Genomic DNA, 17695 nt, shown 5'->3' on the forward strand with positions numbered 1-17695 from the left:
CACGAAGCATATATCGGCTCGACCGAACGTCGAGACGATGCGACGACGTGCCCTCCTCTCGACACTCGGTGTCGGCCTGCTCGGCGGCTGCGTCGCCGACGGTCCCGGCGGCAGCGACGGCGGCTCGACGACCGACCGGACGACAGCACCGACGACAGACGAACCGACTGCGGACGACTCCACGACGACGACCACACCGAGGACTCCCGACGTCGGCGTTCCGGCCAGCGAGACCGCGGGACCGCCGTGGGGCGACGACGTGATGCGGGTGGTCGCCTGGCCCGACGTGACCGACGGGACGCCGATTGCTATGCGGCCCGCGACGCAGGAAGCCTCGCTGCCGACGGCGATGGTCGACATCACGCTGGCGAACGAGACCGACGTCCGGTTCGACACCAACTTCCACCACTGGGGACTGTGGAAACGCGTCGACGGCGAGTGGTTCTATCTCGCGCCGCAGTACTGGCCGGAGCCGGCAATGTCACTCGACACTGGCGAGTCGCACACGTGGACGCTCTCGGTCGACAACACGCAGCTCGACGGCAACGTGATTCAGAACGGCGGGTCGAAGGACGACATCTCGCTCGTCGGACTCGGCGGTGGGACGTACGCCTTCACCACACACGGGAACTTCGCGACCGAGGACTACGAACACGCCCACGGCTTCGCCGCCCGCGTCGACCTGGCTGGTGAACCCGTAGAACTGGTGCCGACGAGCGACGTGACGGCGACGATCCGCGACGGCGACGCCATCGTGGTGGAGGTCGACCGCGGTGACGACGGTGGGAGTGAGGAGGTAGCCTACACCGTTCGGCGACTCGCAGACGACGCGGTAGTCGATGCGGAACCACGCCGGATCGTCACCGAACAGGCACTCCGGAGCCGCGTGCTCCGGGACACGCTGTCGTTCTTCGAGGAGGGCGTAGAGCGGGTCCACCTGCGGGGCTTAGAGACCCACCTGAACCCCTTCGGCTTCGACGCCGAGGAGCCACAGGTCCTCGCGTACGCGGGTCGGCGGTATCGGATCACGAGCGAGACAGCCTAGTCGGCGACGCGGGGAACGGGCAGCTCCGGCGGCGTGAACGGTTCGCCTCCCCACTCGATGCCGAGCCGTCGCCGTGAGACGTAGGGTGCGAGGTCGGTCACGCTGACGAGACCGCAGCAGGTCCCGTCCTCGACGACCGGGAGATGCTTGACGCCCGCCTCGCGCATCCGGTCGGCCGCGGCGTCGACGGTCGTCTCCGGCGGCGTCGTCACGGGCGGCGTCGACATGAACGCCGAGACGGTGAGGTCGGTCCGGTCCTCGGCGACGAGCGCGACGAGGTCCGATTCGGTGACGAGACCGACCACGGTACCGCCGTCGACGACGACGAGCGCGGCGATGTCGGGGTCGCGGACGCGCTGGGCGGCCTCGGTGGCCGACGTCGACGGCGAGATGGTCGGTGGGCTGTTCCGGAGGAGCGTGGCGACACGGGTTCTGATCATCTACCGTGGTGATTGTGACCACGGACCATAGTAGTTTTCCACAGAGAGACAACGATTCCTAGTATTCCTAGTAGAATTTCGCTCAGGAACGGACAGACGACTCTCGTTCAGGCAATCGAGTCGCCCACTTCTTGACGAGTACGCAGAAAGAGAGTAGAGAGTAGAGAGTAGTGAGAGAAGCGAGTGACCGCGGCTTACCAGGTGCCGTGGAACGTGTCGAACTCGAGGTTCTCCAGCGGTTCCTCGCCGATGGCGATCTTGTACTCCTGCGGCGTCAGCATCGGCTTGTGGAAGCGCGGCCCGTCGTCGGTCGTGATGCGCGGACAGCCCGTGTTGACGAAGGCGTCCATGTCGAAGTTCCGGAGTCGGTCGGGGGTGACCTCGTCCATCGTGATGAGGTAGGCGTTCTCGTTGTTCTCGACGATCTCCTCGGCGATCTCCCAGCGACCTTGGCCGATTTTCGTGCAGAAGATGACGCCCCACTTGTCGGCGTCCATCGCGCGGTGGACCGCGCCGTAGCGCTGCTTCATGAACTTCTCCGTGTCGGCGACCTTGACGACGTTGTTGACGGGGTCGGCGATGACGACCTTCTTATCGGGATGCTCCATCGCGAGGCCGAGTGGGTGGAACTTCCCGCCGCCGACGTACATGATCTGGTCAGCGTCGATGTCCGCGGAGGCGTAGTTGCAGCCGAGCACCTGTCCCTCGTAGGTGAGGCGGTCGTCGCCCTTGCGGGTGTGGACGTCGTAGCCGCGGTCTTCCAGCCACTCGACCATGTCGCCGAAGAGGTTCATGTGCTGGGCGGTCGTGACGAGACCGACGTTCGGGTCGTCGTCGGGGTCTTCGAACTCCTCCAGCGACTCCTCCATGATGGGGTAGGGGTCGACGTTGGAGAACAGCGGCACGTAGATGATCTTGTCCGACTCCTTCATCGGCGAGTGGCCGAAGTGGACGAAGACGTCCGTCCGGCGCATCAGATAGGTGTCGAGGTCGCAGGCACCGTAGCAGGGCTGTCCCGACAGGAGGAAGGTGACGTCGTCGTCACACCGCTCGCGGAGGTCGTCGGCGACGGCCGGGCCGCGGCGTTTCAGTCCCTCGGGGAACTGCAGGCCGACCTTCTTCGCGTCGCGCTCTTCGACTTCTTCGACGATGCGCTCGAGTTCGTAGTCCCACTCCCGGTCGTGTCTGAGCGACATCCCGGTGTTCCGGAGGTCACCCTCGGAGGTAGCGTCCTGACTCATTGCACAGGCCTATCCAGTCAGGACGTTTAACCTCGGCGTTTCTCGAAGCGTCGCGGGCGACGTCGGTTAGGGCGACTCGTAGCCGTCGAGCCAGCCGGTAACCGCGCCCCGAAGCGCGCCCGTGGTGCTTCCGAGATTTACCAGCTGGTAGCCCGCTCGGACCTTCTCGTTGACGTCGTCCATACCGAAGCCGAGACCACCGACGGGGACGCCCGCCTCGGTCGCCTTCTGACGGACTGTCTCGACCGCCTCGGCGACGTCGGGATGGTCCAACTCGTCGGGATGGCCGAGCGAGACCGAGAGGTCGAGCGGGCCGATGAAGACGAAGCCCAGTTCGGGAACCGCGAGAATCTCGTCGAGATTGTCGACGGCCGCTTGCGTCTCGATGGTCACGCCGACGAGTGCCTCTTCGTCCTCGGTGGCGACGTAGTCGTCTTTGAGTCCCCAGCGACGGGCGCGGGGGCCGGCGAGACCGCGGTCGCCGGGACCGCCGTCGTAGCGGAAGTGCGCAGCCTTGACCGCCCGTTCGACCTCCTCGGCGGACTCGACGCGTGGGAGGAACATCGCGCGGACGCCCGCGTCTCGGAGCTTCCGGACGACGCTCGGGTCGGTGCTGGGCAGGCGAACGAGGGGTTCGATGCCCGTGCGCTCGGCCGCGCGGAGCAGCCCCTCGACGGCTGGGGCGTCCCACGGACTCGGTCCCGCGTGTTCAAGGTCGAGCCAGACGAAGTCCAGCCCCAGTTCACCGTAGAGTTCGACGAGCGAGGGGTCGTACGTGTTGTCGAGAACGCCGAGGAGGACCTCGTCGTTGGCGAGTCGTGCACGTGGATGGTCGGGACGGTCAGACGGAGCCATGGTTCCTGATGGACCGCCGAGAGGATAACGGTGTGGTCCGCCGAAGGACCTCGACGACGACACTCCGACACGGAACCGGTTACATCCGCGTCACTCGGGTATTGAAACGCCTGCGCGCCAAAGGGGAGAGCAATGAGTGCAGACCTGCCGTTGACGCACGTCCACGTCGAACCGTCGGAAGCCACCGAAGGGCCTGCCCCGGCCGTCGTCGTCCTGCACGGCCGCGGTGCCGACGAAGAAGACCTCCTCCCCGTCGCCAAACAGCTTCCGGACGACCTGCACGTCCTCAGCCTGCGTGCACCCGACCGGCTCCAGGGTGGCTACACCTGGTACGAACTGGATATGTCCGGGGGCGGTCTCCACCAGAGCCAGCCCGACGCCGAGGACTTCCGCCGGAGTCTCGACCTCGTCTCCGAGACTATCGAGTCGGCCATCGAGGCCTACGACCTCGACGCCGACCGCATCGGCCTCCTCGGCTTCAGCCAGGGCTGTATCACCAGCCTCTCGACGCTCTTGGAAGGCCCGGACCGGTTCGCGTGGGTCGTCGGTCTCCACGGCTACCTCGCGGAGTCACACGCGGACCTCGACCCCGACGGCATCGAGAACAAGCCGGTCTTCCTCGGCGCGGGTGCAGCTGACCGCATCATCCCCGCCCAGCGCGTCGAGCGCGCCGCCGACCGCTTCGAGGAACTCGGAGCCGACGTCCATTTCGACGTCTATCAGGCTCCCCACGGCGTCGGCCAGCAGGAGTTACAGGAACTCGTCGCGTTCGTCGAAGACAACTACTGAGCCGTCACAGCCACGTCGCCCGCTTCGGCGCGGTGTGCCAACGACTCTCGCTATTCGGCAAGCCTAAACGAGTCCAGTCCTAAGCGTGGCTATGAGCGTCGAGACAACCTCGCTGGAGTCGATGGGCCGCGAACTCGGAAACGCCATCGCGGAGTCCCCCGAATACGAGCGGTTCGAGGAAGCCCGACAGGCCGTCGAAGACGACGACGAAGCCCAGGAGAAGATCGAGGAGTTCGAACAGCTCCGCCAGGAGTTCATGATGGCCCGCCAGACCGGGCAGGCCAGCCAGGACAGTATGCGAGAGGTCCAGCGCGCACAGGAGCAGCTCCACCGACTGCCCGTGATGTCGGAGTATCTCGAAGCCAAGTCCGAACTCGAAGGCCGGCTCGAAGCCATCAACATGGCCATCTCGGAGCCGCTCTCCGTCGACTTCGGCGGCGAAGCTGGCGGCTGCTGTCAGGATTAAATACGACCTTTTTCTCCGGGGGGTTCGCGAGCGCCTTCGGCGCTCGCTCAACCCCCGGTAAAAAGCTCGAGCAAAAAGGCCGCGAGACTCGGCTCTTCGAGCCTCGCTCGCGGTACAGTGTGCTTGACCGCACAGCAACTGCACGACAACTGCACGACAACTGCACAGCGACCCCACAGCGACCGCACCGCGACCCCACAGCGACTGTACCGCCACTACGGCGACCACCAGCCGAACCCTCAAATACGAGAACGGGGCCACCGACGGTATGCTCGCAATCGCCGGAGGCAAGGGTGGCAGTGGGAAGACGACGACGACACTCGGGCTAGCGGCGGCACTCGACGGCCCGACGCTCGTCGTCGACGCCGACTGCGATATGCCGAACCTCCACGGGCTGGCCGGGGTCGACCGGACGCCCACGCTCGCCGCCGTCGCTGACGCCGACCCCGAGAGCGTCGCACACGACCACCCCGACGAGCCGGGAGTGACGGTGATACCCGCGCCGCGAAGTGACGAGGACGTGAGCGACATCGAACCGCTGTTGTCGCGGGCGGCGAGTGCCGAGAGGACGACGCTCGTCGACTGCCCCGCGGGAGCCAGCCCCGACGCGGTCGCGCCGCTCCGGGCGGCCGACGGCGTGCTCCTCGTCTCGCCGCTGTGTGCGGCCGCGTTGCGCGACACGGCGAAGACGGCCGCGATGTCCCGTGAGTTGGGGACGCCCGTCGTCGGCGCGGTTCTGACGCGGACCCGGCTGAAACCGGACGGCGTGAGCGACCTGTTGGGCTGTCGAATCCTCGCGGCGGTGCCGTCGGTTCGGCCGCCGGTTCTGCAGACAGCTGTCGTGCGCTCGGCGTACGCGCGGCTTGCGTCCGCACTTCCTGTGGAGGAAGACCTAATACGCGCCACCGTTTAGCACGGACGTATGGCTAACCGCCTGCCGACCGGGATCACGGTACTCGACCGACGGCTCGGTGGCGGTATCCCGCCCGGCAGTATCGTCCTCCTCGAAGCCCCTCCCGCGAGCCAGTCGGAACTGTTCCTCTACGAGTTCACGGCGACCAGAGGGACGCTCTACATGACGACGGTTCGCTCGCAGGCAGCCGTGTCGGACGCGTTCGACCGCGCGAACACCCGCGTCGGCAGTCCGACGATCCGCGACATCGGCAGCGACGCCCCGTTGGACCACGCCAACCGACTCGTGGGCGCGCTCCCCGACAGCGCGAACCTCATCGTCGACGTGGCGGACGTGCTCGAACGGTCCGAGCCGGCACGGTACAGAAGCTTCCTCAACGAACTCCAGACACAGATGGTCAACACCGGCGGGCTCGCCGTCTTACACGCGATGAAGGGCCACCACCCGCCCGAGAACCGCGATGTCACCCGCCACATGGCCGACGTCGTGTTCGACCTGCAGACGGACATTCAGGGCCAAGAGATCATCAACCGCCTCGCCGTCCCGAAGTTCCGTGGCGGGGCTGCGATGGACGAGACCATCAAGCTCAAACTCGGCGAGCAGGTCACCGTCGACACCAGCCGCGACATCGCCTGATTTGGGTTTTAGAGCGCGACGTAGCCGAGCACCGCGAGCGTTGTCACGACGATGAGCGCGGCCCACGTCCGCACCGCCGCCAGCGGGCTGCCCTCGACGCTCTTCTTCACGAAGAGGTAGACGAAGTACGGAGCGATGGGGACGAGTCGGACGACGACACTCGTCGACTGTCCCAGACCGAACCGGAGGACGAGCGAGAGACCGATGGTGCAGGCGGCGGCGACGAGCGCGACCCAGAGGTCGTCGGGAATCGCGAGTTCGGTGTCCGTGTCGGTATCCATATCTACGGCTGCTCGGGTGACGCTAAAGAAAACAGTGATTGGGAGTCGCGCGTCGAGCGCGTCGAAGGGACCGAGTTACTCTTCGGTCTCGTCGAGTTCGTCGACGATCTCGTCGGCGTCGATGTCGACGTCGTCGAGGGCGTCCTCGATGTCGCCTGCGCCAGCACCGCCGGCGCCGCCCATCATACCGCCCATGCCGCCCATCATGCCGCCGGAGCCGTCGATGGTCTCCTGAACGATGACGCGGTCGACACCCAGCCGCTGGATGACGTCCTGCGCGATCTGCTGCTTGGAGAACATCCACTGCTGGTTCATCGTCATCTGCGGCGTGGCCTCGATGTAGAGCGTCTCCTTCTCGACGATGACGGTCTCGATCTCGTCCTCTCCGTCCTCGTCGTCGGATTCGACGAGCTGCTCCTCTTCGACCTCGTCCGTGTCGATCCAGACCTCCGGCGACTGCTGGAGGTACATCCCGAGCAGACCCTGGGCCTGCTCCTCGCGGTCGTCGACGATCTCGACGATCTCGTAGTCGTATTCGAGGTCCTCACCCGCGAGCGGGTGGTTGAAGTCGACGCGTGCGCGGCCGCCGATGATGGTCTCCAGTCGACCCTGCTCGCCGTCGATCTGGACCTGGGCACCGGGGTAGCGGTCGTCTTCCGCGATCTTGTCGGCGGCGACCGTCTTCACGTCGTCCGAGTCGAACTCGCCGAAGGCTTCCTCGGCGGGGATGTCGACGGTACCGGAGTCGCCGACGTCCTTGCCGATCAGGTCCTCGTCGACGCCCGGGAAGACGTGTCCTGCACCGACGACGATGACGCGCGGGGCGAACTCGTAGTCGTCGTCGTCGATTCCGGCTTCCTCGGCGACGTCCTTCTTCGTCGTGTCGACGACGGTTTCGTCGTCTTTCGTACGGACCGTGTAGTCCAGCTTGACGAAGTCGCCGTCCTGGATACCCGATTCTGTTGCTTCGACCTCTTCCTCGGCGTCCGGCGCGTCGGCCGTCTCCGCCTGCTGTTCGTCACTCATAGTTGCTATGTCTCTCGTGCTACCCTTAAGAATCACGTTTCGGACCGCCCGTACGGGTGGCGTCGCTGGCGCGGAAACAGCGGGGTGAGCGGCGGCGACGACGCGGAAAACTGATGGGTGGCCGGCAGCAGCGACGCCGACGCCGACAGTCGGAGCGACCGGCCGTAGCGGACCGAAGGCCACGTTTTTCCCGCGGCGTCGCCTCCGCCGAGATATGTACGAGGTCGAAGTGAAGCTCCGTGCGGACCACGACGACGTCCGGGCGCGGCTGAGGGAGTTGGACGCCGACCACGTCGCCAGCGTCGAACAGGTCGACACCTACTACGACGCGCCGCACCGGGATTTCGCCGAGACGGACGAGGCCCTGCGGCTGCGACGGGAGACCGACACCGAGACGGGCGAGACGACGACCAAGGTCACCTACAAGGGACCGCTCGTCGACAGCGAGTCGAAGACGCGACAGGAGTTCGAGACGGGCGTCGCCGACGACGAGGCGATGGGCGGCGTCTTCGACGGGCTGGGCTTCGAACCTGCCGCCGTCGTCGAGAAAGAGCGCGACTTCTACGCTGTTGACGGCTACACCGTGACTCTCGACCACGTCTCGGGACTCGGCGAGTTCGCCGAAGTCGAACGCGAGGTCGAGGAGAGTGAACTGGACGAGGCGCGCGAGGGTGCCTTCGCCGTCCTCCGCGACCTCGGGCTGGATCCCGACGAGCAAATCAGGACCTCCTATCTCGGCCTGTTGCTGGCCGAGAATGCCCCACAGTAATTACTCGGGCGTCAGGTGTTTCCGCAAGTTATAGCACCTCCCCTCACCAAGCGCGAGTAATGACCGAGCGGAACATCCAAGTCGCGGAACTCGACCGCCGCGCCGTCGAAGACCAAGAGGTCGAAATCGTCGAGCGAAAGGGTATCGGCCATCCGGACTCCATCTGTGACGGCATCGCCGAACACGTCTCGAAGGCTATCGCACAGGCCTATCTCGACCGCGTCGGCAAAGTCCTCCACTACAACACCGACGAGACGCAGCTCGTCGCCGGGACAGCGTACCAGGAGTGGGCCGAAACGGGCCAGCCCGGAGCCGAGAAGGGCGGCGAGGTCATCGAACCCATCTACATCCTCGTCGTCGGCCGCGCGACGAAGGAGTACCAGGGCACGAACATCCCCGTCGACTCCATCGCGCTCAAGGCCGCCCGCGAGTATCTCGGCGAGCACTTCCCCGCGCTCGACCTCGAGACGGACGTCATCATCGACGTCAAACTCGGCGAGGGCAGCGGCGACCTCCAGACCGTCTTCGGCGAGGAAGGCACCCAAATTCCGATGGCCAACGACACGAGTTTCGGCGTCGGCCACGCCCCTCTCACCGAGACCGAGCAGATCGTCTACAACGCCGAACGCGAACTGAACACGACCTTCCACGAGTCCCACCCCGCACTCGGCCAGGACGTGAAGATCATGGGCAAGCGCGAGGGCGACGAGATCGACATCACCGTCGCCGCCGCGATGGTCGACCAGCATCTCTCCGGCATCGAGGAGTACGCAGAGACGGTCGAGGCCGTCCGCGAGTTCGTCACCGACCTCGCACAGACCTACACCGACCGCAAGGTCACCGTCGAGGTCAACACCGCCGACGACCTCGAAAACGAGTCCTACTATCTGACCCACACCGGCACGTCCGCCGAGCAGGGTGACGACGGCTCCGTCGGCCGCGGCAACCGTGCCAACGGCCTCATCACGCCGAACCGGCCGATGAGCATGGAAGCGACGTCGGGCAAGAACCCCGTCAACCACATCGGGAAGATCTACAACCTCCTCTCGACCGACATCGCCGAGACCGTCGTCAGCGAGGTCGACGGCATCCGCGACCTCCAGGTCCGGCTCTTGAGTCAGATCGGCCGCCCCATCGACGAGCCGCACGTCGCCGACGCGCAGGTCATCACCGAGGAGGGCGTCGCCGTCTCGGACGTCGAAGCCGAAATCCGCGAAGTCGTCGACGAGAAACTCGCGAACGTCACCGACGTGACCCGACAGGTCATCGAGGGCGACATCTCGACGTTCTAAGTACCCCAACCGACTTCTCTCCGGTATGGAACACGGCCGGGGCACCGTGCTCGTCCGCTACGGCGAGATCGGGACCAAGAGTTCGAAGGTCCGCATCGACATGGAGCGGCTGCTCCGCGACAACCTCGAATCGATGCTCGCCTCACGCGGCGTCGACGCGACGGTCGACCACGAGTGGTCGCGGCTGCTCGTCCGTACCGACAGCCCCGACAAGACCGACGCCGCCTGCGACGCCGCTTGCGACACCTTCGGCGTCGTCTCGGCCAGTCCGGCCCGGAGCGTCGCGCCGACGGCCGAGACCATCTACGACGCGCTCCGCGACGCCGCGGCCGACCACCCCGACGGCGCGACGTTCGCCGTGCGGGCGAAGCGCGCCGGAACCGAGGACGAACATCCGTTCACCAGCCGCGACCTCGAACGCGAGGGCGGAAGCGTCGTCGAAGCCGAGACGGGAGCAGGGGTGGACCTCGACGACCCCGACCGGACCTACTACGTCGAGTGCCGCGCCGAGGAGGCGTTCGTCTTCACGGAGAAACGCTCGGGACCGGGCGGGCTTCCGCTCGGGACGCAGGGGACCGCGGTCGTCCTTCTCAGCGGCGGACTCGACTCGCCGGTCGCTGCCTGGGAGATGATGAAACGCGGCTGTTCGATTATTCCCGTCTACGTCGACCTCGGCGAGTACGGCGGCGTCGACCACCAGGCGCGGGCACTGTCGACGGTCGGCGAACTCGCTCGCTACGCGCCGGAGCGCGACCTCTCGTTGCGCATCGCGCCCGCGGGCGACATCGTCGAGACGCTGATGAGCGAGGTCGGTGCGACGCGGATGCTCTCCCTGCGGCGCGTCATGCTCCGCATCGGCGAAGCCGTCGCCCGCGAGGTCGGCGCGCACTCGGTCGTCACAGGCGAGTCGCTCGGACAGAAGTCGAGTCAGACGGGAGGCAACCTCGCGGCGACCGACGTCGCCGTCGATCTGCCGGTCCACCGGCCGCTGCTCACGCGGGACAAGACCGACATCGTCGACCAGGCGCGGGAGATCGGAACGTTCGACGACTCGACGATCACCGTCGGCTGCGAGCAGGTCGCCCCCTCCCATCCCGAGACGAACGCGACGCCCGAGGAGGTCGCGGCCGCCGAGCCGGCAGACCTACTGGCGCGTGCCGACGCTGTCGGGCGAACCGTCGAGGTCGTCGCGCCGGACAGATAGCGAAGACGGACTGTCTGCCCCAAAACTATTTAGACTAGTGTGTTAACTGTTGTCACCATGTCGAAATCGAGTCGCGGGAAGCGGGTCCGTCATCTGGGACCCGACTGGACCGTCCAACAGGTCGCAAAGCGTTCGCTCAGCGGAGACGAGACCGAGCCGTGCAGCCAGTGTGGCACGCCGGTCGTCCTCAGAGAGCCGCACCACCGCGTCGACGTCGCCCGAGACGTCGACCTGATGGGTCGGCGGCTCCGGTCGGAACACCAACAGCTCACCTTCTGCGACGCCGACTGTGCCGACGACTGGCTCGGCCGCTAAGCTGACCCCCGACCCGCAACCCCTTTAGCACGGCCTGCCGACACTCAGTGCGTGACGCGGGTCTGTCTCGTCGGCGCGGCTGACGTCGACCTCAAATACGAACTGCTCTCCAGAGAGACTGCCCGTGCGGCACTCTCGACCTACGACCTCTCGGAACCCTTCGCCAACTCGCTGGCACTCGACACCGTGAGCGTCGGCGCGGCGGTCTCGCTGCTCAACGACCTCAACTGGTATCTCGTCCGCTACGTCGACACCGCGCTCGTCCGCGAGCCGAGCATCGACGGCGACGAGTGGCTCTCGCGGACACTCGCGACGGCGATTCGGGAAGGCGAGGTCGACGCCGCAGAGACCGGCACTCTGCTCAAGGTCTACGGCGTCGTCGACGACGAACTCGTCGAGCCGATGTTCCTCACGCGCGTCGACGGCGAGATTCCCGACTACGACCTCCGCGACGTCGACGACACCGTCGTCGTCCGCGTGACCGAAGAAGAGTTTCGATAGCTTAGTCGAACAGCCCGGTCGACATATACCGCTCGCCGGAGTCCCAGTAGACCGTGACGACGAGCGGTTCTTCCGCTCTCTCCGAGCCGACGCCGTCCTCGACCAGCCGCCCGGCGACCTGCTTGGCCGCGAGGTTCGACGCGCCGCTGGACTGGCCGACGAGGATACCCTCCTCGCGGGCGAGGCGACGACACTCTTCTTCGGCCTCGTCGATGGAGACGGTTATCACGTCGTCGAGCAGGTCGCGCTCGAGGTTCGGGCTGACGAAGCCCGGACCCATCCCCTGGAAGCTGTCGCCCTCCGGCTCTCGGCCGGAGAGGACCGCGCTGTCCTCGGGTTCGACGGCGACGATTTCGAGCTCCGGGAACTCCTCGCGCAGCCGACGGCCGATGCCCGAGATGGTGCCGCCGGTACCGACGCCCGCGACGAGCGCGTCGACCGTGCGGTCGCCGACCTGCTCGACGATCTCTTCGCCCGTCGTCCGGTAGTGTGCCTCCGGGTTGGCGGGGTTTTCGAACTGCCGGAGCTGGACCGCGCCCTCTCCTTCCTCGATCTCGTCGGCGCGGTCTTTCGCGTCGGAGATGTCGCCCTCGACGAGCACCAGTTCCGCGCCGTAGGCCTTCATGATCTCCCGACGCTCGGGTGACTTCGAGGCGGGCATGACGATTTTCACGTCGTAACCCTTCGCCGCGCCGACGACCGAGATCCCGATGCCCGTGTTGCCGCTCGTCGGTTCGACGATGGTGTCGCCCGGCTGGAGTGTCCCGTCGCGTTCGGCCGTCTCGACCATCCACATCGCCGGGCGGTCCTTCGCGGACCCGCCGGGGTTCTTCGACTCGATCTTCGCGGCGACCGTCGCGCCCTCCGGTGCGTCCACCTGTACCAGCGGAGACCCGATGGCGTCGAGGATGCTCTCGTCCATTGCCTCTCGCTATTCGGTCGAGACTGAAAGCCGTAGCGACCCCGACGAAGTTTGGTGTGTGGACACGAAGCGGAGAAACGTCGCCGCCAACGCTCGGTTTTTCAGCGGGCGTCACGAAGGGAGGGCAATGACGCTCGAAACGATGCAGCCGAACCAGACGTGGGACCCCGTCGCCTACGAGGACGCCGTCGCAACGCTCGGTGAGAAGGAGTACGTGTTCAAGGTCTGGGGCGGCGACTGGTGTAAGGACTGCCGCGCACAGCTGCCCGACTTCGCGGCCGCGCTCGACGCCGCTGGCGTCCCCGAGACGCGCATCGAGCACTTCCCCGTAGAGAAGGAAGACGACGGCTCGAAGACCGGTCCCGGCGTCGAAGAGTACGACATCGAACTCATCCCGACGGTCGTCGTCGAGTTAGACGGAGAAGAAGTCGCCCGCTTCGTCGAGGAAGAGGACCTCCCCATCTCGGTCTATCTCGCCGAACAGCTGGAGTAATTCGGGTCTCGCAGTTCTCGCAGACGAATCATCTTTTCACGGCGCGACCAGTGCCTCGCCGTAGAGCGGAACCGTCGCCAGCGTGAGGAGTGCGGCGACCACGAGCACGAGAGCCGTCGCGAGACCCGTGCGGCGGTCGGTCGGCCGCGAGTAGACGGCGTAGCCAGCGATGACGAGCAGGCCGACCTGCACGAGGAGTTCGACGTAGGAGGCGGTGAGTCCGAGACCGCCCGGCCGGAGGACGGAGACCGTCACGACCGCCGAGAGAGCCGTTCCTCCGGCGAGTATCTTCGTCGCGACCGCGGCGGAACCGGCGACGCGGGCGACGAGGAGAGTCAACGAACTGTTCGCGAGGACCCGGAGACCGACGAAGACCGCGATGGCGAGGGGGTCCGACCAGGTGGGGAAGAGCCAGTCGAAGGGGGACACGGTTGGTTCGCTCTCGCCAGCGCGCAATAGTCGTTGTGGCGACAGATTCGGAACGGAAGTCGAGGGCGTATCGAAGCGGCCGGAACGCACCGGGGACTCGGTACGTCGACGGCGACGTCAATCCTGTTCGAGCCAGTCGAGCGCCTGCCGGATGTCGGTCTCGGGGGGCGAGCAGGTGAAGGCCTCGCAGGCGTAGACGGTCGGGTCGCCGTCCTGACTCTCGCGACCGGCCCAGATGGGCGGTACGTCGTCGAGGTCGAGGATGTCGAGCCACTCGTCGAGGTCGTCGTCCGTGGGCGGGCGTTGGGAGACGACCGCGCCGGGCAGGAACCGGCTGGCGAGCACGTCCCACCACTCCTCGGGCAATTCGTCGGCGGCGAGCGTCAGTTCGACGGTGCCGCGAGCGTGCTTCTCGGCGGCGAGCGCGAGCGAGACGTGTTCGAGCGGGCTGCCACGGATGCGGTCGGCGTGTGTCTTGAGCACCGTGTCGGCGACGTCGCCGAAGCCCGCGTCGGGAGCGAAGTGGTCGAGGTCGAGCAGCAGGTCGGTCGCGACGCCGATGCTCGACGGCGTCGACGAGTCGTGCAGTTCCTGCGGCCGCGTGACGAGCGTCTCGCCGCTCTGCGGGGTGAAGTAGAGCGTTCCCCGGTCTTCATCCCAGAACTCCTCTTCGATGACGCGGGCGAGGTCGAGCGCGAACGCGAGCTGGTCCACGTCACCGGTCGCCTGATAACAGTCGAACGCGCCGCGAGCGAGGAAGGCGTAGTCTTCGAGGTAGCCGTCGCCCTTCACGTCCCCGTCTTTGTACCGGCGAGCCAGTCGGCCAGCGTCGGCGTCCCACAGCTGCTCGCGGACGAACGAGAGGGCTGCTTCGGCCTGTGCGGTGAGTGCGGGGTCGAGGACGCGTGCTCCGCGGGCGAACGCCGAAATCATGAGACCGTTCCACCCGGCGAGGACCTTCTCGTCGCGGGGCGGATGCGGCCGACCCTCGCGGACTTCGAACAGTTCGACGCGGGCGTCCATCAGCCGCTGGTGGACCTCCTCGGTGTCGAAGTCGTACGTGTCGGCGAGGTTGTCGACCGAGGTGGCGACGTTGAGAACCGTCGTTCCGTGCTCGAAGTTGCCGCCCGCCTTGATGCCGTAGCGGTCACAGACGAGCCCGGCGTCCGGCTCACACAACACCTCGCGAACCTGGTCGGGCGTCCAGACGTAGAACGCCCCCTCCTCGCGCTCGCCGTCGCCCCCGGGGGACTCGCTCTGGGCGTCGAGCGTGCTGTAGAAGCCCCCGTCGGGATGCGTGAGTTCGCGCTCGACGAACGCGAACGTCTCCTGGGCGACCTGGGCGTACCGCGACTCGCCGGTCAGCTGGTAGGCCGAGAGGAAGACCTTCGGCAACTCGGCGTTGTCGTACAGCATCTTCTCGAAGTGCGGGACGGTCCACTTCCGGTCGACCGTATAGCGGTGGAAGCCGCCGCCGACGTGGTCGTACAGCCCGCCGTCGGCCATCGCGTCGAGCGTCTCGGTGGCGACGTTCAGTGCCTCGCCGCGGCCGGAGTGGTCGTACGTGCGGAGCAGCATCTCGACGCGACCCGGCTGGGGGAACTTCGGCCCGTCGCCGCCGAAGCCGCCGAACTCGCGGTCCGCGCCGCGGAGTGCCGCCTGTGCGGCCGTCCCGAGCACGTCGATGTCGGGTGCCTCGGTCGCCGGTTCCGGCGTCTCCTCCAGCTCGTTGGTCAGTGCGTTGGTCCACTGGTCGGCGCGGTTCTCCATCTCCGACCGCTGCTCGGGGTCGTTCCACGAGTTGGTGATATCGGTCAGGAGCTGTTGGAAGCCCGGCGCGCCCTGTTGCGGTTCGGGCGGGAAGTACGTGCCGACGTAGAAGGGCTTGCCCTCGGGCGTCAGCCAGACGGAGAGGGGCCAGCCGCCGCGGCCGGAGACGAGCTGGCAGATGGTCTGGTAGACGCGGTCGAGGTCGGGGCGTTCCTCGCGGTCGACCTTGACCGGGACGAAGTTCTCGTTGAGGAGTTCGGCGACGGCCTCGTCCTCGAAGCTCTCGTCGGCCATGACGTGACACCAGTGACACGCCGAGTAGCCGATAGAGAGGAAGATCGGCACGTCACGCTCCCGTGCCGCTTCGAGTGCGGCGTCGTCCCACGGCTGCCAGTCGACAGGGTTGTCTGCGTGCTGCCGGAGATACGGGCTCTGCTCCTCGTCGAGACGGTTGCGACCCGTAGGATTGCTCATACCGGTGGTAAGAGCACCAGGCGTTAAAGCCTGTAGGCCTGCGGAGAACTGGGCACGCCCCATGCTGTCGTGAAACACACAAACATAGGCGCGTTCGTGTATACTCTCTCCTGCTCCAAGAGTAACCTTTACACCGATGTGCGCACCCACCTCCGAGTATGACAGAGACCGTACTCCTCGTCGGTGGCGGCGGTCGCGAGCACGCCATCGCCCGTGCGCTCGCGGACGACTGCGACCTCTACGCCTGCGCCAGCAACCGGAACCCCGGCATCGACGCCCTCGCCGACGGCTTCGAGACCGTCGACGAGACGGCCAGTGACGAGATCGTCGCCTACGCCGAGGACGTGGGTGCGACGCTCGCAATCGTCGGTCCCGAGTCGGGTCTCGCCGCCGGTGTCGCCGACGCCCTCGACGAGGCGGGCGTCTACACCTTCGGCCCGCACGCCGAGGAGGCCCGCATCGAGACGGACAAGGCGTTCCAGCGACGGTTCATGGACGAGCACGACGTCCCCGGCAACCCGGACTTCGCGACCTTCGACGACACCGAGGCCGCCTGCGACTACATCGACGCCTACGACGGCGACCTCGCAGTCAAGCCCGCCGGGCTCACGGGCGGGAAGGGCGTGAAGGTCATCGGCGACCAGGTGGACAAGGAGGGCGCGAAGGCCTATCTCCGCGAGGAGGAGTACGACCGCATCGTCCTCGAAGAGCGACTGGTCGGCGAGGAGTTCACCGTCCAGGCCTTCGTCGCCAACGGCGAACTCGTAACGACTCCGGCCGTCCAGGACCACAAGCGCGCCTACGAGGGCGACGAGGGACCGAACACCGGCGGCATGGGCAGCTACACCGACACGACGTTCGAACTGCCGTTCATGAGCGAGGGCGACTACGACGACGCCGTCGAGGTCATCGAATCGGTCGTCGAGGCACTCGACGGCTACAAGGGTATCCTCTACGGTCAGTTCATGCTCACGAGCGAGGGACCGAAGGTTATCGAGTTCAACGCCCGCTTCGGCGACCCGGAGGCGATGAACACGCTGCCCGTCCTCGAGACGCCGTTCCTCGACGTGCTCGTCGCCGCCCGCGAGGGCGAGTCGCTGCCCGAACTCGAATTCGCCGGGAAGGCGACGGTCTGTAAGTACGCCGTCCCCGAGGGCTATCCGACGGACCCCAAAGCGGGCGCGGAGATCGAAGTCGACGAGGACGCCGCGGGCGACGCACTCCTGTTCTACGCCAGCGTCGACGCCCGCGAGGACGGCCTCTACACGACCACGTCGCGCTCCTTCGCGGTCGTCGGCGTCGCCGACAGCATCAGCGCGGCCGAAGAGCAAGCAGAGAGCGCGCTCGCCGCGGCGGGTGAGGGCTTCCACATCCGCCACGACATCGGGAAGGCAGACCTGGTCCAGCAGCGCGTCGACCACATGAACGAACTGCGCAAGTAGCGTTCGATAACGCGTCGTTCTTCCGTCGCTCTCCCCTCTCGACACCATGACCGAGACAGTGCAGGGTGACGTCCTCCACGTCATCCCGCCGGAGGAGGTGGGGAGCCACGACTTGGAACCGGATCTCCGAACGCTCGCCGAGTCCCGCTACGTCGTCGTCGTCCGCGAGGGAGGCCATCCCTCGATACTGGATCTCATCGTCGCGTTCGTCCGTCGCAAACCCATCGAGGTCGTGACAGTCGTGACCGACCAGCCCGTCGCCGAGGACGACGAGGTGACGCTGACGGTCGAGCCGACGGAGATGGAAGGCGTCTACGTCGCGCAGGCGTCGGAGTCGGACGCGTCCGAGTGAGTGCCGGTCCCGTTACCGCTGGAGCGGAGTCGGACCGCCG

The 17695-nt window shown here is 66.6% G+C and carries 21 protein-coding genes; 13 read left to right on the plus strand and 8 right to left on the minus strand.

Features of this window, described 5'->3' with window-relative positions; genetic code table 11:
* Nucleotides 1-37: 37 nt before the first annotated feature.
* On the plus strand, nt 38-1045 hold the full coding sequence (locus tag BLR57_RS12985) for a hypothetical protein (protein ID WP_089698162.1): 1008 nt from the start codon (nt 38-40) through the stop codon (nt 1043-1045).
* Here BLR57_RS12985 and BLR57_RS12990 read toward each other — a convergent pair.
* The 3 genes from BLR57_RS12990 to BLR57_RS13000 all read right to left on the minus strand — a co-directional run bounded on the left by BLR57_RS12990 (nt 1042) and on the right by BLR57_RS13000 (nt 3581).
* The gene (locus BLR57_RS12990) at nt 1042-1485 is read right to left on the minus strand and encodes a CBS domain-containing protein (protein WP_089698163.1); all 444 of its coding nucleotides are present in this window, start codon (nt 1483-1485) and stop codon (nt 1042-1044) included. The genes BLR57_RS12985 and BLR57_RS12990 overlap by 4 nt on opposite strands.
* Before the next feature lie 194 nt (nt 1486-1679).
* Entirely contained in the window at nt 1680-2726 is a 1047-nt protein-coding gene (gene dph2 / locus BLR57_RS12995; RefSeq protein WP_089698165.1) for a diphthamide biosynthesis enzyme Dph2, read from the minus strand.
* A 66-nt stretch (nt 2727-2792) separates the two neighbouring features.
* Entirely contained in the window at nt 2793-3581 is a 789-nt protein-coding gene (locus BLR57_RS13000) for an HpcH/HpaI aldolase family protein (RefSeq protein WP_089698167.1), read from the minus strand.
* A 132-nt stretch (nt 3582-3713) separates the two neighbouring features.
* Between BLR57_RS13000 and BLR57_RS13005 the strand changes: the two genes are divergently transcribed.
* The 4 genes from BLR57_RS13005 (at nt 3714) to BLR57_RS13020 (ending at nt 6385) form a co-directional block, all read left to right on the plus strand.
* Complete coding sequence (locus tag BLR57_RS13005) at nt 3714-4370, plus strand: alpha/beta hydrolase (protein ID WP_089698170.1); 657 nt, start codon at nt 3714-3716, stop codon at nt 4368-4370.
* A gap of 91 nt (nt 4371-4461) precedes the next feature.
* Nucleotides 4462-4836, plus strand: a complete 375-nt coding sequence (locus BLR57_RS13010; protein ID WP_089698172.1) for a YlbF/YmcA family competence regulator — start codon at nt 4462-4464, stop codon at nt 4834-4836.
* Between the two features lie 268 nt (nt 4837-5104).
* Entirely contained in the window at nt 5105-5749 is a 645-nt protein-coding gene (locus tag BLR57_RS13015; protein ID WP_089698174.1) for a MinD/ParA family ATP-binding protein, read from the plus strand.
* A 9-nt stretch (nt 5750-5758) separates the two neighbouring features.
* Nucleotides 5759-6385: an RAD55 family ATPase gene (locus BLR57_RS13020; RefSeq protein ID WP_089698176.1), complete on the plus strand. Its 627-nt coding sequence runs from the start codon at nt 5759-5761 to the stop codon at nt 6383-6385.
* A gap of 8 nt (nt 6386-6393) precedes the next feature.
* Here the strand turns inward: BLR57_RS13020 and BLR57_RS13025 are convergent, their stop codons facing one another.
* Entirely contained in the window at nt 6394-6666 is a 273-nt protein-coding gene (locus BLR57_RS13025) for a DUF8049 family protein (protein ID WP_089698178.1), read from the minus strand.
* 75 nt (nt 6667-6741) lie between these two features.
* Nucleotides 6742-7692, minus strand: a complete 951-nt coding sequence (locus BLR57_RS13030; RefSeq protein WP_089698180.1) for an FKBP-type peptidyl-prolyl cis-trans isomerase — start codon at nt 7690-7692, stop codon at nt 6742-6744.
* A gap of 214 nt (nt 7693-7906) precedes the next feature.
* Between BLR57_RS13030 and cyaB the strand changes: the two genes are divergently transcribed.
* The 5 genes from cyaB to BLR57_RS13055 are packed head-to-tail and all read left to right on the plus strand — an operon-like array spanning nt 7907 to nt 11773.
* Complete coding sequence (cyaB, locus tag BLR57_RS13035) at nt 7907-8461, plus strand: class IV adenylate cyclase (RefSeq protein WP_089698182.1); 555 nt, start codon at nt 7907-7909, stop codon at nt 8459-8461.
* Between the two features lie 59 nt (nt 8462-8520).
* Entirely contained in the window at nt 8521-9753 is a 1233-nt protein-coding gene (locus BLR57_RS13040; RefSeq protein ID WP_089698184.1) for a methionine adenosyltransferase, read from the plus strand.
* 25 nt (nt 9754-9778) lie between these two features.
* Nucleotides 9779-10957 carry a tRNA sulfurtransferase gene (locus BLR57_RS13045; protein WP_089698186.1) on the plus strand — a complete coding sequence of 393 codons (1179 nt, stop codon included), beginning with the start codon at nt 9779-9781 and terminating at the stop codon, nt 10955-10957.
* 57 nt (nt 10958-11014) lie between these two features.
* Nucleotides 11015-11272 carry a hypothetical protein gene (locus BLR57_RS13050; RefSeq protein ID WP_089698188.1) on the plus strand — a complete coding sequence of 86 codons (258 nt, stop codon included), beginning with the start codon at nt 11015-11017 and terminating at the stop codon, nt 11270-11272.
* A 51-nt stretch (nt 11273-11323) separates the two neighbouring features.
* Nucleotides 11324-11773, plus strand: a complete 450-nt coding sequence (locus BLR57_RS13055) for a DUF5804 family protein (RefSeq protein WP_089698190.1) — start codon at nt 11324-11326, stop codon at nt 11771-11773.
* 1 nt (nt 11774) lies between these two features.
* Here BLR57_RS13055 and BLR57_RS13060 read toward each other — a convergent pair whose 3' ends face one another.
* Complete coding sequence (locus BLR57_RS13060) at nt 11775-12695, minus strand: PLP-dependent cysteine synthase family protein (RefSeq protein ID WP_089698192.1); 921 nt, start codon at nt 12693-12695, stop codon at nt 11775-11777.
* 127 nt (nt 12696-12822) lie between these two features.
* On the opposite strand from BLR57_RS13060, the gene BLR57_RS13065 reads away from it, so the two are divergent.
* Nucleotides 12823-13188 carry a thioredoxin domain-containing protein gene (locus BLR57_RS13065; RefSeq protein WP_089698194.1) on the plus strand — a complete coding sequence of 122 codons (366 nt, stop codon included), beginning with the start codon at nt 12823-12825 and terminating at the stop codon, nt 13186-13188.
* 36 nt (nt 13189-13224) lie between these two features.
* Here BLR57_RS13065 and BLR57_RS13070 read toward each other — a convergent pair whose 3' ends face one another.
* Together BLR57_RS13070 and BLR57_RS13075 are read right to left on the minus strand one after the other, a co-directional pair.
* On the minus strand, nt 13225-13617 hold the full coding sequence (locus BLR57_RS13070; protein WP_089698196.1) for a hypothetical protein: 393 nt from the start codon (nt 13615-13617) through the stop codon (nt 13225-13227).
* Nucleotides 13618-13734: 117 nt separating this feature from the next.
* A complete protein-coding gene (locus BLR57_RS13075; RefSeq protein ID WP_089698198.1) occupies nt 13735-15861 on the minus strand; it encodes a thioredoxin domain-containing protein in 2127 nt (708 codons plus the stop codon).
* A 158-nt stretch (nt 15862-16019) separates the two neighbouring features.
* Here BLR57_RS13075 and purD point away from each other — a divergent pair, with 158 nt between their 5' ends.
* The gene (gene purD, locus BLR57_RS13080) at nt 16020-17303 is read left to right on the plus strand and encodes a phosphoribosylamine--glycine ligase (RefSeq protein ID WP_089698201.1); all 1284 of its coding nucleotides are present in this window, start codon (nt 16020-16022) and stop codon (nt 17301-17303) included.
* Between the two features lie 46 nt (nt 17304-17349).
* On the plus strand, nt 17350-17655 hold the full coding sequence (locus BLR57_RS13085) for a DUF7526 family protein (protein WP_089698203.1): 306 nt from the start codon (nt 17350-17352) through the stop codon (nt 17653-17655).
* Nucleotides 17656-17695 lie beyond the last annotated feature (40 nt).

The sequence above is a fragment of the Halogranum gelatinilyticum genome, assembly GCF_900103715.1.
GTDB lineage: Archaea > Halobacteriota > Halobacteria > Halobacteriales > Haloferacaceae > Halogranum > Halogranum gelatinilyticum.

Bases quoted from the DNA above. Each gene is read 5' to 3' on its own strand.
- BLR57_RS13045 (WP_089698186.1), top strand. From the start codon at position 9,779: ATGGAACACGGCCGGGGCACCGTGCTCGTCCGCTACGGCGAGATCGGG.
- dph2 (WP_089698165.1), bottom strand. From the start codon at position 2,726: ATGAGTCAGGACGCTACCTCCGAGGGTGACCTCCGGAACACCGGGATG.
- BLR57_RS13025 (WP_089698178.1), bottom strand. From the start codon at position 6,666: ATGGATACCGACACGGACACCGAACTCGCGATTCCCGACGACCTCTGG.
- BLR57_RS13005 (WP_089698170.1), top strand. From the start codon at position 3,714: ATGAGTGCAGACCTGCCGTTGACGCACGTCCACGTCGAACCGTCGGAA.
- BLR57_RS13015 (WP_089698174.1), top strand. From the start codon at position 5,105: ATGCTCGCAATCGCCGGAGGCAAGGGTGGCAGTGGGAAGACGACGACG.
- BLR57_RS12985 (WP_089698162.1), top strand. From the start codon at position 38: ATGCGACGACGTGCCCTCCTCTCGACACTCGGTGTCGGCCTGCTCGGC.
- BLR57_RS13030 (WP_089698180.1), bottom strand. From the start codon at position 7,692: ATGAGTGACGAACAGCAGGCGGAGACGGCCGACGCGCCGGACGCCGAG.
- BLR57_RS13010 (WP_089698172.1), top strand. From the start codon at position 4,462: ATGAGCGTCGAGACAACCTCGCTGGAGTCGATGGGCCGCGAACTCGGA.
- BLR57_RS12990 (WP_089698163.1), bottom strand. From the start codon at position 1,485: ATGATCAGAACCCGTGTCGCCACGCTCCTCCGGAACAGCCCACCGACC.
- BLR57_RS13020 (WP_089698176.1), top strand. From the start codon at position 5,759: ATGGCTAACCGCCTGCCGACCGGGATCACGGTACTCGACCGACGGCTC.
- BLR57_RS13065 (WP_089698194.1), top strand. From the start codon at position 12,823: ATGACGCTCGAAACGATGCAGCCGAACCAGACGTGGGACCCCGTCGCC.
- BLR57_RS13000 (WP_089698167.1), bottom strand. From the start codon at position 3,581: ATGGCTCCGTCTGACCGTCCCGACCATCCACGTGCACGACTCGCCAAC.
- BLR57_RS13085 (WP_089698203.1), top strand. From the start codon at position 17,350: ATGACCGAGACAGTGCAGGGTGACGTCCTCCACGTCATCCCGCCGGAG.
- BLR57_RS13040 (WP_089698184.1), top strand. From the start codon at position 8,521: ATGACCGAGCGGAACATCCAAGTCGCGGAACTCGACCGCCGCGCCGTC.
- BLR57_RS13060 (WP_089698192.1), bottom strand. From the start codon at position 12,695: ATGGACGAGAGCATCCTCGACGCCATCGGGTCTCCGCTGGTACAGGTG.
- purD (WP_089698201.1), top strand. From the start codon at position 16,020: ATGACAGAGACCGTACTCCTCGTCGGTGGCGGCGGTCGCGAGCACGCC.
- cyaB (WP_089698182.1), top strand. From the start codon at position 7,907: ATGTACGAGGTCGAAGTGAAGCTCCGTGCGGACCACGACGACGTCCGG.
- BLR57_RS13050 (WP_089698188.1), top strand. From the start codon at position 11,015: ATGTCGAAATCGAGTCGCGGGAAGCGGGTCCGTCATCTGGGACCCGAC.
- BLR57_RS13075 (WP_089698198.1), bottom strand. From the start codon at position 15,861: ATGAGCAATCCTACGGGTCGCAACCGTCTCGACGAGGAGCAGAGCCCG.